Annotated in this window: 10 protein-coding genes; all 10 read right to left on the bottom strand. The window is 47.0% G+C overall.

Annotated elements, in window-relative coordinates:
- Positions 1 to 13: 13 nt before the first annotated feature.
- Positions 14 to 2,485 (bottom strand): C39 family peptidase, encoded by a 2,472-nt coding sequence (locus B5G11_RS06065; RefSeq protein WP_158099222.1) that lies wholly within the window; start codon positions 2,483 to 2,485, stop codon positions 14 to 16.
- A gap of 11 nt (positions 2,486 to 2,496) precedes the next feature.
- Positions 2,497 to 5,055: an NlpC/P60 family protein gene (locus B5G11_RS06060; RefSeq protein ID WP_087252534.1), complete on the bottom strand. Its 2,559-nt coding sequence runs from the start codon at positions 5,053 to 5,055 to the stop codon at positions 2,497 to 2,499.
- 40 nt (positions 5,056 to 5,095) lie between these two features.
- Entirely contained in the window at positions 5,096 to 5,992 is an 897-nt protein-coding gene (locus B5G11_RS06055) for a sugar phosphate nucleotidyltransferase (protein WP_087252533.1), read from the bottom strand.
- Positions 5,993 to 6,127: 135 nt separating this feature from the next.
- A complete protein-coding gene (gene leuA / locus B5G11_RS06050) occupies positions 6,128 to 7,786 on the bottom strand; it encodes a 2-isopropylmalate synthase (protein WP_087252532.1) in 1,659 nt (552 codons plus the stop codon).
- Between the two features lie 28 nt (positions 7,787 to 7,814).
- Positions 7,815 to 8,078 (bottom strand): HPr family phosphocarrier protein, encoded by a 264-nt coding sequence (locus B5G11_RS06045; protein WP_087168360.1) that lies wholly within the window; start codon positions 8,076 to 8,078, stop codon positions 7,815 to 7,817.
- A 14-nt stretch (positions 8,079 to 8,092) separates the two neighbouring features.
- Positions 8,093 to 9,358, bottom strand: a complete 1,266-nt coding sequence (locus B5G11_RS06040) for a CdaR family protein (RefSeq protein WP_087252531.1) — start codon at positions 9,356 to 9,358, stop codon at positions 8,093 to 8,095.
- On the bottom strand, positions 9,339 to 10,217 hold the full coding sequence (gene cdaA, locus B5G11_RS06035) for a diadenylate cyclase CdaA (protein ID WP_087168362.1): 879 nt from the start codon (positions 10,215 to 10,217) through the stop codon (positions 9,339 to 9,341). Before cdaA ends, B5G11_RS06040 begins: the two co-directional genes overlap by 20 nt.
- A 55-nt stretch (positions 10,218 to 10,272) precedes the next feature.
- The gene (locus tag B5G11_RS06030; RefSeq protein WP_087252530.1) at positions 10,273 to 11,403 is read right to left on the bottom strand and encodes a hypothetical protein; all 1,131 of its coding nucleotides are present in this window, start codon (positions 11,401 to 11,403) and stop codon (positions 10,273 to 10,275) included.
- Positions 11,396 to 11,803, bottom strand: coding sequence for a hypothetical protein (locus B5G11_RS06025; RefSeq protein ID WP_087168364.1), 408 nt, complete (start codon positions 11,801 to 11,803; stop codon positions 11,396 to 11,398). Before B5G11_RS06025 ends, B5G11_RS06030 begins: the two co-directional genes overlap by 8 nt.
- Before the next feature lie 46 nt (positions 11,804 to 11,849).
- A complete protein-coding gene (locus tag B5G11_RS06020; RefSeq protein ID WP_087252529.1) occupies positions 11,850 to 12,557 on the bottom strand; it encodes a ComF family protein in 708 nt (235 codons plus the stop codon).
- Between the last annotated feature and the right edge of the window lie 7 nt (positions 12,558 to 12,564).

Raw genomic sequence — 12,564 nt, 5'->3', positions numbered from 1 at the left:
TTGTTTTCCTCGTTTACTGTATTACCATTGCATTTCTGTTCATGGTCCTATACGCTTTTTCAAAACTCGAAAAGCTGTATTCTACTTTTCCCCGGATAGGATCATTGACTTTTACCACTTTTCTGTTTTTATCATAGCCGGTCAGAACGACACAGTGTGCTCTGGACGGCCAGTAAAAGGTAACACCATTTTTTCTTCCTGCCCGGAACCATGTCGTACTTCCCATATTGAGGGTTCCCCACACAACAACCGGCATTCCCTTGTCAATATACTGAAACAGTCCTTCAAGCGATGTTCCGGTAATATTTTTGGCAGATCTGTTTTTCACGTTGACCGCCTTGAAATAGTTCGCCGCCGTCTGGCAGATCACCGGGGCCCAGCATCCATAACCGCCTGTCAGTGAACCCGGATTCCCCATATAGGCCGCATATGGATTTGTGGAATGAAGCGGCCCTCTTGGAAGATATTTATTGCAGACATCATTTGTCGTCAGCATATACCCATAATACCGAAGTACCATATATAAAGAAATTGCCTCACACCCGTTCGGATACTTTGGATTCTGATAGGTCAAAGGTACATTTAATGACTTCTTCCCCGTATACTGTTTATAGTATCCTGAATTTGCCGGAGCATTTCCTCCTTTGGGAACCATCTGGATCTGGAGTGCCTCCATACGATATCCGTATCCTGTCGTTCCGGCACTCTGACCATTTTTCGCCCACCCAAGCCAGCCAAAATTCTGGACATGGGCACGGTAGTAAATATCGTAGTACTTTGCGATCTCTCCGGTCAGTTGAATCTGAACCGCCTCCATACGAAGCGCCCTGCCGGTTGTCCCCGCAAGGGCTCCATTCTGTTTCCAGCCCTGCCAGCCGATATTCTGCACATGGGCGCGGTACTGAATTCCTCCGGATCTTCCATTCATGGCTGCATTCGTCAACCGGATTTTCAAAGCTTCCATCCGAAGACTCTTCCCGATCGTACCAAGAATCTGATTATTTGTGACTTCACGGGTATTCCCGATATTCTGCACATGACCGGAATACTTCAGATTTCCCGTGCTGTACCCTTTACAAAACGCATTTCCGGCTGTTCCCGGTGCCGGATCACCTTTTTTGACCAGACAGATTTTCATTGCCTCCATCCGATAGTAAAAAGCTTCGGTTCCGGCGCTCTCACCGTTTTTCGCCCAGCCAAGCCACCCAAGCTGCTGAACATGAGCAGAATAGTATACATCATAATATCTGGCAAGTTCTCCCGTCAGCTCAATCTGGATCGCTTCCATTCTGAGCGACTTTCCTTTCGTACCTGCCAGTTCACCATTTTGTTTCCAGCCCTGCCAGCCGATATTCTGGACGTGGGCGCGGTACCGGATCCCTCCGGACGGACAACCGGATTCCCCGGCTCCTTTTATAGTCAGTCTGAGACCTTCCATCCGCTTTTTCTCTCCGGTCGTTCCAATCAACTTTCCAGAACCCGTTGTCGTCCGGTCGCCGTATGTCTGAATATGTGCTGTGGCGGATAATGCGGAAGATGGAAGTCCTTTTACAAAATATCCCTGATTTTCTCCAGGCGCTTCGCTTCCTTTCTCCACCAGGCAGATCCGAATTGCTTCGACCTGCCGTGAAAAAGCTTCTGTTCCGGAACTCTGTCCGTTTTTCGCCCAGCCGAGCCAGCCGATGTTCTGTACATAGGTTGTATAATACACGTCATACTTATCTTTTATTTCACCGGTCAGTTCAATCTGAACCGCTTCCATGCGAAGGGATTGTCCCTTTGTTCCCGCATAAGCTCCATCACTGACCCAGTCCATCCAGCCGATATTCTGCACATGAGTCCGGTACCGGATTCCTCCGGCAGGCTGTTCCTCCCCTTCTTTTGTATAAAGCTTTATGGAAATCCCCTCTATTCTCTGTCCGGATCCCGGCCGGCCCGCCACAGCACCGTCCATCACGGGTTTTTCCATATTACTCTGTCCGGATATCTGATAAAACACGCCTGCCACCGGTTCTTCCAGACTCTGTGTCAGCAGACCCTGCTCTTCCTCTGCCGCTTCTTCTGTCTGACCTTCTGCATCCATATCCGGAGTTGTTTCATCTGTGTCTTCCGGGATTTCTCCATCCGGAAGAGTCTCTGTTCCCCCGCCTGTCTTGCCAGCTTCCTCTTCACCGGCTCCGGCTTCCGGGTCCTGTTCCTCAGTGCTTCCGGCATCATCCTGGCTGCTGTCAGTATCATCCTGAACAGAATCCGGGACATCTGCGTCTTCTGCCGGATCCATATCCGGATTTTCACCGGATTCTGCCATGTCTCCCTGATCCGTCAGATCTGTCTCCTGATTTTCCTGCGTTTCTTCCACAGTACCAACTGTCTTTTCCTGTGCAGGCATCTGGTCTGTTCCGGCGGCCGATGCCGGAACAAGCTGTCCTCCTGCCAGTGTCAGAGCCAGAATACACGCTATGAACCGTTTTTTCTGCTTTCTCATTTTCCGCCTCCCTATACAAATGGTCTTGCGACCCCTGCAATCAGGGAGCGGTGTGAATTCTGAACCGGCCATACTACTACTTTATTTGGCCAGGACTCAATCACCCTGTTATTTCCGAGATAAATCGCCACATGGATAATCGTTCCATTTGCGCTCTTATAGAATATCAGATCTCCTCTCTGCCGCTGTGAATACGGAACATGTTTCATCGGGAGATTCCATAAATTCCTGCATTCATATTCGTATCCCGGTCTTGAATGGCGGATCGGACTCACCGGAGCCGGATCAATTCCTGCGGAATACAGTGCCTGCATGACAAGGCCGCTGCAGTCCAGCCCGTGATTTGGATCTCCGGAAGCTCCGATAATATATGGATTGCCAAGATACTGGTACGCTGTACTGATCATCGCCTCGATACAGTCACTGCGCGTACTTGCCGGATTGGTCTTCAAGGGACTTGCATATGCTCCAAGATGATACCATGCAGACTCGGAATATCCCATCTTTTTCCAGGTTGCCAGATCGACCACACCTGTCGCCGAAAGACCGTTCCTTCTCTGATAATTCCTTACAGCGTTGATGGTCGTGGAATCCATGATTGCCCTTCTTCCGGAAAGTCCAAGTTTTCTCTGTACATACCAGACTTTCAGGCCCATGTATCCTCTGCTCAGATTATATCCGCCGCCGCTTAACGTCTTCTGCACATGTCTGATCTGGAGGTACTGCTTTGGATTCTGATAGCGATACGTATTATAGTATGCCTTTCCTGTCTGATAGGCACTCTGACTGTCTTTTTTCGGCACCAGTTTAATCTGAATGGCTTCGATTCTCAGAGACAGGCTGCTCGTTCCGGCAGACTCTCCATCCTTAGCCCAGCCCAGCCATCCGAAATACTGTGAATGAACCCGATAATATACGTGATAGTAGGAAGCAAGTTCGCCGGTCAGTCTGATCTGAACGGCCTCCATCCGTTTTCCCTGTCCGGTTGTTCCGGCAAGAGTCCCTTCCTGTTTCCAGCCCTGCCAGCCGATATCCTGTACATGGGCACGGTACTGGATACTTCCTTTCGCCAGTCCATCTGCGGAATCATTCAGGTTGATCGAAAAACCTTCCAGCCTTCTTCCTTTTCCAACGGTTCCAAGTGTGGCACCGCCCTTTACTGCCGCTACATTTCCCACGTTCTGAACATGACCGGAATAGGTCAGATCATTGTTCGTGTAATTTTTCAGATAAGCATGCGCTGTAGAGCCCGGGGCTTTCCATCCCTTAGGAACCAGCTGAATCTGGATGGCCTCCATCCGGTAGCCGAATCCGCTTGTTCCTGATACAGCTCCATTCTTAGCCCATCCCAGCCATCCGTAATTCTGAACATGTACCCGATAATACACATCGTAAATCTGAGCGATTTCACCGTCAAGCTGAATCTGAACCGCTTCCAGGCGCAGCGCCTTTCCGGTTGTTCCGGCACTGCTTCCGTTCTGTTTCCAGCCCTGCCAGCCAATATTCTGCACATGGGCCTGATAGCGGATATTTCCCGACGCATATCCGTCCATCCCTTTCAGCCGGACAGAAAGAGCCTCCATCCGCTTATACTGTCCTACTGTTCCCAGAACGCTTCCGGATTTAACCTCTTTTACATTTCCAAGTGTCTGGACATGGCCGGAATAATAAAGCACATTTTTCAAAAAACCATATCCGACAGCCGGTGCCGTGCCTTCATCCTTTTTCACCAGTTTGACTTCGATGCCTTCCAGCCTGAGTCCAAAGGCCTCACTTCCTGCTGCCGCCCCGTTCTTTACATATGGAAGCCATCCATAATTCTGAATATGTACCCGATAGTATATATCATAATACTCCGCGATTTCCCCGGTCAGACGGATCCTGATGGCTTCCAGACGAAGTGCTCTTGCCTGGGTTCCGGACAGCTGTCCGTCCCGTTTCCAGCCCTGCCAGCCGATATTCTGTACATGGGTCTGATATTCAATGCTTCCTTCATAATCGCTTTTTGAAAGCTTCAGCTCAATTGCTTCCAGCCGCTTGTAAAGCCCGCTGGTTCCGGCCATCTCTCCGTCCTTCTTCCAACTCTGCCAGCCAATATCCTGCACATGGGTTCGATAGGTAAGCTCCGGCAGCACAGCCTCCTGCTCGTTCTCAAGCGCCGCTTTTTCCTGTACATCCGCCTCTGTCTGCTGCTGTACAGCCTCCGCCTGCGCCTCTTCCGCCGGCTGCGTCTGCTCTTCACTCTCTGCTGCCGGATTCTCTGTCTGTCCTTCTTCCTCCGACGGTGTCTGCTGTTGAGAATCTTCTTCTCCGGCTCCACCCAAAGTTTCATCCGCTTCTGTTTCCGTAGTACTTTCATTTACAGAATCCGGATTCTGTTGAGCCTGACCTGCCAGGTCATTCTGAGACTCCTGGTCCACTGCGTTTTCCTCTTCCACAACTTCATATGGTACTGTATACTCTGACTCCGGATTTCCGGTCGAATCCTCTGCATAGGACACCGGAACCGCCGTCAGTGCAACCGCAAACGCCAGTACCCACGCTGCTGCGCACTTCATCATTTTTCTCATTCCTGATCCCTCTCTCTTTCCTTTGATAACTCTTTACTCCTTAATAAATTCCTTTTTCAATCAGTTCTTTGATAGCATTCACCACACTTTCCTTGTCCTCTTTATAAGTGACTCCAAACCACTTGTCCTTTGAATTCAGCACGGTGACTTCTGCCCTGCCCTCTTTCAGAAGTCCTCCGATAATGGTCGGAAGCAGATATTCTGCTTTCAGATCATCTGCTTTTGTTGTTTCAAGGAATTCATGAAATCCCTTTTCCAGAATATCCAGAAATTCCGGCTGCAATCCCCACATATTCATGGATACTGGAACATCAAGCTCCAGCTCTTTTGCTCCGTCTTCCGCCTCAGCCTTGTCTCCTTTTCTGATAATATTGTGTGTTTCCACAATGTTTGTCAGATGTCCGTTTTCATCGACCTCACAGACACCCCTTGTCACTCCCCCGTTTTCACTCAAGGTGTTGTTCAGTACGAATCCAACCATGCAGATCGGCTCTTTTCCTGATGCTTCTTTTTTCTCTTTCAGATACTGATATGCCTCCACATATGCTTCTTTTCCGTAGAAGTCATCTGCATTGATAACAAGAAACGGCTCTGTTACCTTACCCCGGCATGCCAGAATTGCCTGCCCTGTTCCCCAAGGCTTTGTTCTTCCCTGGAATTTTTCCTGAAATTTCTGCGGAATGTCATCCAGCTCCTGAAAAGCATATTCAACCGGAATCTGTTTTTCGATTCGGTCTCCGATGACTTCTTTGAAATCTTTTTCCAGATCTTTTCGAATGACAAATACAACTTTGTCAAATCCGGCCTCTATGGCATCCCGGATTGAATAGTCCATAATGATTTCTCCATTTGGCCCTACCGGTTCCAGCTGTTTGATCCCTCCGCCAAATCTGCTGCCGATACCGGCCGCCATAATCACTAAAGCTGCTCTGCTCATCACTTTTTCTCCTTTTATAAATTAAGATTTTTCTTCATTATACTGAATTTTATAATAATTGTCTACCAGACACATCAGCCCATTTCTCATTTTTGACAACATAACAAAACAGGGCAGGATATCCTGCCCTGTATCTTAATTTTCAATCAGTCTGTCAACTGCGCTGAAGAATGCGCGGAAGCCTGCTCTCGTAATATTGGCGCTGACACCAACTCCGTATGTTTCTTTTCCGGTGCGGTTATCATGCAGACAGATATAAGCAGCTGCCTTTGCCTCGGATCCTTTGCTCAGTGCATGCTGTGAATAATCCACCAGTGTGAAATCCATGCCGGTTTCGTCTGCCATCAGCTTTTTAAGTGCGGCAAGCGGACCGTTTCCTACTGCTTTTGCACTCTTTAATTCTTCACCTGCCATGAATACTACTTCTACTTCTGTCTCATTTTCAGCCACATCTTCTGCCTTTGCCCGAATGAATTCATACGGTGTCTTTTTCCGCAGATATTCTTTTTCAAATACTTCCATGATGGTTGCCGGTGCAACTTCACCCTGTTCTTCCGCAATCTTCTGGATTACATCTGCAAACTCTTTGTGCATCCGTTTCGGAAGCTTGTAGCCGAACTCGCTGTCCATCACAAACGCTACGCCGCCTTTTCCTGACTGGCTGTTGATCCGGACAATCGGCTCATATTCTCTTCCGATGTCGGATGGATCAATCGGAAGATACGGTACTTCCCACCATTCCTGATTCTTCTCATGCATTGCCTGCATACCTTTGTTGATGGCATCCTGATGAGAACCTGAAAATGCAGTGAACACCAGCTTTCCGGCATATGGATGACGCATCGGAACATCCATCTTGCTGCATCTTTCGTAAACTTCTTTGATCTCTGTCACATTTTCGATATTCAGCTCCGGATTAATACCCTGTGAGAACATATTGTAAGCAACGGTGAGAATATCCAGGTTTCCTGTTCTCTCTCCGTTTCCAAAAAGCGTTCCCTCCACTCTGTCTGCTCCTGCGAGGAGTGCGAGCTCGGTCGCGGCAACACCGGTTCCTCTGTCATTATGCGGATGAATGCTGAGAATCACGCTTTCCCTGTCGCTGAAATGGCGGTTCATCCATTCAATCTGATCTGCATACACATTCGGTGTTGTCATTTCCACAGTAGCCGGAAGGTTAATGATGATAGGTTTCTCTTTTGTCGCTCCCCATTCTTTCTGAACAGCCTCACACACTTCCAGAGCATAATCAAGTTCTGTTCCGGTAAAGCTTTCCGGGGAATATTCCAGCCTTAAATTCCCCTCAAAGTCCTCCGCGTATTTTTTTACCATCCTTGTTCCATCAAGGGCAATTTCTTTAATTTCTTCTTTTCCCTTTTTGAATACAACTTCCCTCTGAAGGGTGGACGTAGAGTTGTAGATATGTACGATCGCATTCTTCACTCCTTTGAGAGACTCAAATGTTCTCTGCACAAGATGATCTCTGCACTGTACAAGCACCTGAATCCATACATCATCCGGAATCAGATTTTCATCCACCAGTTTCCGCAGAAAATCATACTCAATCTGGGAAGCAGACGGAAATCCTACTTCGATCTCCTTAAACCCAAGTTTGACAAGCAGGTTAAACATCTCTATTTTTTCTTCTACAACCATTGGTTCAATCAATGCCTGGTTTCCATCTCTTAAATCCACGCTGCACCATACCGGTGCTTTTTCGATCTGTTTATCCGGCCAGGTCCGTTCTGGATACGGAACAACCGGCACCCTCCTGTATCTCTGATAATTCAGCATTCCAATCACACTCCTCATTCTTCTGTCGCTATTCTCCCAGTCCGCTCTCAACAAGTGCCACCATTGTCTCAAGTGCCTGTTTTTCATCTTCTCCGTCACAGATGATCTCCAGTTCATCTCCGCATTTCACACAGGCTCCAAGAACACTGAGAACACTTTTTGCATTGCTCTCGCCTTTATTCGTACGGAACTTTACACTGCACCGAAATTCAACCGCAGTCTTACAGAACAGTCCGGCGGGCCTCAGATGAAGTCCCGTAGGATTGCTTACAACTACTTTCCGGCTAACCATAGTATTCCCTCCAGTTATTCACTTTCTTCGTTTTCAACCTGTTCCAGCCTGACCTTGATGACAACATCTTCCGCCAGTGAACATCCTTCCGGCAGTCTTACTTCCACCGGTACATCATATTCTCCCGGCTCTCGATATGTGACAAGATTAATTGACAGACTGCCTTCTCCAAGTTCCAGAGAATCCAGGAGTTCCTGATCTCCCTGAACCTTGATCTCCAGATTGTTGCCGGATACATAGGAATAGCGGAGACCTTCCTGCAGATTGTTCACGACAATGGATCCTGTCGGCATCTCCAGAGTCCTGCTTCCTTCCTCTTCAATTCCTATTGTGACGACAACCGCTCCGGCATTTTTATCAATCAGCTCCACGCCATCCGGGAGATACGGGGTAATATCAACCACAACCTCCTCTTTACTGTTCAGATTCTGAATGTTCAAAGCACTTGCAGGGATCTCAATCTTGTCAAGATCTTCAAGTACATCTGAACTTCCTGATACCTGAACCTCCGTTGGTTCTGTCGTGATACCTGTAAATATGTATCCGTCAGCCGTCCTGATGGATGATGTGTCGAACTCCAGCTGGAGTCGTTTTGTATTTCTCACCTCAACCTGAACACTTACATCGTTCTCATCTCTCAGATCCTGAAGTGTGAGCAGCGTATTATCGATTATCTTTCCTTCCGCGTCATAGAATACCAGCTTGGACTGAAGTGTCGTATCTTCTGCCAGTCCGGTTACATCTACTTCAGCAACCACCTTGTCAATCTGATCGATGATGGACTTCGGTCCATTGACTCTTACTTTCTCCGGATCTGCTTTAATTTCTCCCAGCACGTATCCATCTCTGACGCTTCCTGTTGTTGTCGGCGTAATCGGGAATGTATTCTGTGCTTCATCCTCGATCGTTACCTGCAGATTTCTCGGACTGGAATATGCCTCCACATATTCAAATCCCGGTATCGACACCTCAATCGGAACCTGTGAACCAAGAGACATCTCTTTCATATCCGCAGATGCTTTAATGTCAGAAACAGTCATGCTGTGCAGGACAGACCTCTTGGCCCTTACTGTCACCCGGACCGTATCTGTTTCATCTTCAATCTGATAGGTCTTTCCTTTACTGGTCACAACCTCCGGATGCAGTACTTCAACCGGTACATTTGAAAACTGCACGGATGTAACCGGATCGTCAACGTTTACAACGACTGCCCATAAAAATACGGCAAGTGCAAGCGACAACAGCTTCAGAGGGAGGTTTTTAGTCAGTTTCTTTTTCATGTTTCCGCCTTCCTTTCCACAGTTTCGCTATTTTCTTTTCCGTATTCTTCGTCTGAATCTTGATCAGACTCTCCTTAAGATATTCCGGAGTCACATTTCTTACAAGCTGTCCGCCCTGTGCTACAGACACGTATCCGGTCTCCTCGGATACCGCAATGATCAGCGCGTCGCTGACTTCGCTCATTCCAAGAGCAGCTCTGTGCCGTGTCCCCAGTTCCTTACTGATCTCCATGTTATCTGAGAGCGGCAGGTAACAGGTCGCGGAAACAATCCGGTTTTCCCTTACAATAATTGCACCGTCATGCAGCGGGGTATTATGCTCAAAAATATTAATCAGAACCTGGGAAGATACAATACAGTCCATATAGATTCCGGTACTTTCATACTCCGTCAGACGGATCGCCTGCTCCACTACAATCAGTGCTCCTGTCTTTACTTTTCCCATGGCGAAGCATGCTTCCACAATCGCATCGATCGTCCTGCTGCTGAACCGTTCGTTTTCTTTCCCCTTGTCAAGCGGCACAATCGCTGTGAGGAACCGTTTTTCCCCAAGCTTTTCCAGCGCCCGGCGAAGCTCCGGCTGGAAAACCACAATCGCCGCGGTCGCAAGGATCGATACACTGTTCCTTGCAATCCACAAAATGGTATTCATCTTCAATATGGCTGCAACAAGAATGAAAACAGCAAGGACCAGAATTCCCTTTAGCAGCATCCATGCCTTTGTGTTTTTGATCCAGACCATGATCTGATAGATCAGAAACGCTACAATCACAATTTCCACAATATCCGTCCAGTAAATATCCGGCAGATACCAGTCCGGAAAATATCCTCTCATAGCTTCAAAAAATCTGCTGTTCATTCCTGTCACCTCCCATCATCTTATACTCACCCATGTTATCCCCTTTTTTCTTTTGCTATTTAGATTCGTCTTTATCGTCCAATTCATTTTTCAGCAGCTTCTCAAGATCCATTTCTTCCTGAAGCTGCTTGGCCAGAAGCATCTCTTCTGTCCTCCCCGGTATGTAGGTCTTCTCTATAGTTTTTTCCGCCGGAGACGGGGAAACTTCTTCTATTTCTTCGATCCTTGTATCCCGGTTTTTGTTCTCATTCTTTTTGGAATCTGTCTTTCGTCTGCTGATCTTTTTCACCCGTTTTTCAGGAACAGCAACAGATACCTTTGGTATCGCTTTAACATAATAGTAATATTCGTCATCCTCGTACTGAAATTTTTCTGCCTTGGAATAGTCGACAGAAAAAATGAAAAACTCCAGAATCAGGGCAAGAAGAACCGAAATAATATTTCCGAAAATCAATGTCACATAATCAATCTGTACACTGAAGACGATGCTTCCTGCAACGATGACGATAATGTCGGCCACCGCTCCGGCTGCCACGCCGATTTTCCATGATTGATCGAACTCACTTGTTCTAAGTGTGTAGACAACCAGAAACGCCACAACAAATGATGCGATGTAAATCCACATTTCTTTATTCTGCAGGATCTGTGTGGCAAACAAGGTCATCTCTCCTGCCATTCCGCTTGCCCCCGTTACAGCTGTTGCCGACATTTCCAGATAATTGATCATGGAATAGATCAGTGTACCGAAAAAAATCGGAATGATACAGATTGGCGTTCCCATCAGCGCAAATGCCATCGGAACCGCAAACGGAATCTTGAAAAAGTATGCGACCATAACAAGAAGGACAATCATCGACTTTTCCGGTGTAAAACGAAAATAGAAAATGAACATTACTGCAAACAGAGCTGCCGTCACAATCATAACTCCCATCGACAGGGCATATACGTGAATTAAAATCAGCACCGCTGTCACCAGTACGGTAAGTGTCCCCGGAAGGAACGCACAGATCAGAGCCAGTATCAAAGTAACAAGCGGATTTGCCACAGCCTCCATATAACCAATCTTGGAATTAACAAGATAAAATACAATAAAAGCAAGCAGAAACTGTACGATTTTATCTACTTCTTTTGAGTATTTCGCGTAAAAGGCCTGCAGCTGCTCCTTCAGGACAAATAAATTACTCATTTTTTTTCTTCCTTTCTTTACCGTAAAATTTCTCCAGCTGAGTCAGCATACGGACATAGCGCTTTACTCTCCCCTTTGCCCTGATATGCTTCTTCTGGTAAAACCTGGAAGCAAAAAGCCCGTAAGAAACAGCAAGAATCAGATATAGCGCAACAGCCGCCAGCATAATCAGAACTATGCTTATCAAAGTTGCCTCATTCAGAAAGGATTCCATAAAAGCGGCCGCAAACACTCCAAACAGAACTACATATCCTATCGTAACCCAGATCACAGTAATAATTGTCTGATAGCTGATATAATCTTTTTTGTAATAGGAAGCAATTTTAAAATCTTCTTTTCCATATTTTTCCTCATATAGAGCCATTTTGTTCATCAGCTTTACTTTTTCTTCGTTAACCATATTCCACCTTCCTATCCTCAGAAAACTATGTTCAGTATATCAAAAATCAAATATCTTGTCCAATACTTATCGTCAAAAAGAACACCCTCCTGACTCCTGATTTCTTCAGTGTTTTTGCGGCCTCATTGACCGTATTGCCCGTCGTATAGATGTCATCAATAAGAAGTACCCGTTCCGGAAGTCCGGTTTTTCGTTCAACCCGAAAAGTTCCTTCCAGATTATGTGCTCTTCCGCGTCTGTTCAGACTTTTCTGAGCGTCTGACGTCTTCCGCTTTCGGATCAGTCCGGTTTCCACCGGAATTCCGGTAAGTTTTCCAAGTTCTTCTGCCAGAATTTCCGCCTGATTGTAACCACGTTTTCTTTTCTTCCACTTATCCATCGGAACCGGAAGGATCGCCTGTACCTTCCATTTCTGAATCTGCTTTCCCAGACGTTCTTTCATTGTTTCCGCATAATACCGGGCATATACCCTGCGGTTTTTAAACTTGAACTGATAGATGGAGCCGCTCACCGGGGGCCGGTGCGTCCAGAGACTCCTCCCTCTGTCAAACCAGCAGTTTCCATCCTCAATTCTCTCCCGGCAGTCCCTGCAGTACTCTGTCTGTTCATCCCTGACCGGTTTCCCGCATTTTTTGCACATTGGTTCTTTTATCCATGAAAGTTTTTTCAGGCAGTCTGTACACGGCCCCTTCGCGTTCACCTTTCCGCAGAACGGGCAGACATCCGGATAAAGCAGTTTCCATATATTCTTCATGCTGTTT

Origin of the sequence: Drancourtella sp. An57, assembly GCF_002161525.1 — a bacterium.
Classification (GTDB): Bacteria; Bacillota; Clostridia; order Lachnospirales; family Lachnospiraceae; genus Sellimonas; species Sellimonas catena.
The sequence above is the reverse complement of the archived record's forward strand: the minus strand, read 5'-3'. Positions and strand labels throughout refer to the sequence as shown.

Coding starts and splice junctions, on each gene's coding strand:
- B5G11_RS06065 (WP_158099222.1), bottom strand. CDS start 2,485: ATGAGAAAGCAGAAAAAACGGTTCATAGCGTGTATTCTGGCTCTGACA.
- B5G11_RS06060 (WP_087252534.1), bottom strand. CDS start 5,055: ATGAGAAAAATGATGAAGTGCGCAGCAGCGTGGGTACTGGCGTTTGCG.
- B5G11_RS06055 (WP_087252533.1), bottom strand. CDS start 5,992: ATGAGCAGAGCAGCTTTAGTGATTATGGCGGCCGGTATCGGCAGCAGA.
- leuA (WP_087252532.1), bottom strand. CDS start 7,786: ATGCTGAATTATCAGAGATACAGGAGGGTGCCGGTTGTTCCGTATCCA.
- B5G11_RS06045 (WP_087168360.1), bottom strand. CDS start 8,078: ATGGTTAGCCGGAAAGTAGTTGTAAGCAATCCTACGGGACTTCATCTG.
- B5G11_RS06040 (WP_087252531.1), bottom strand. CDS start 9,358: ATGAAAAAGAAACTGACTAAAAACCTCCCTCTGAAGCTGTTGTCGCTT.
- cdaA (WP_087168362.1), bottom strand. CDS start 10,217: ATGAACAGCAGATTTTTTGAAGCTATGAGAGGATATTTTCCGGACTGG.
- B5G11_RS06030 (WP_087252530.1), bottom strand. CDS start 11,403: ATGAGTAATTTATTTGTCCTGAAGGAGCAGCTGCAGGCCTTTTACGCG.
- B5G11_RS06025 (WP_087168364.1), bottom strand. CDS start 11,803: ATGGTTAACGAAGAAAAAGTAAAGCTGATGAACAAAATGGCTCTATAT.
- B5G11_RS06020 (WP_087252529.1), bottom strand. CDS start 12,557: ATGAAGAATATATGGAAACTGCTTTATCCGGATGTCTGCCCGTTCTGC.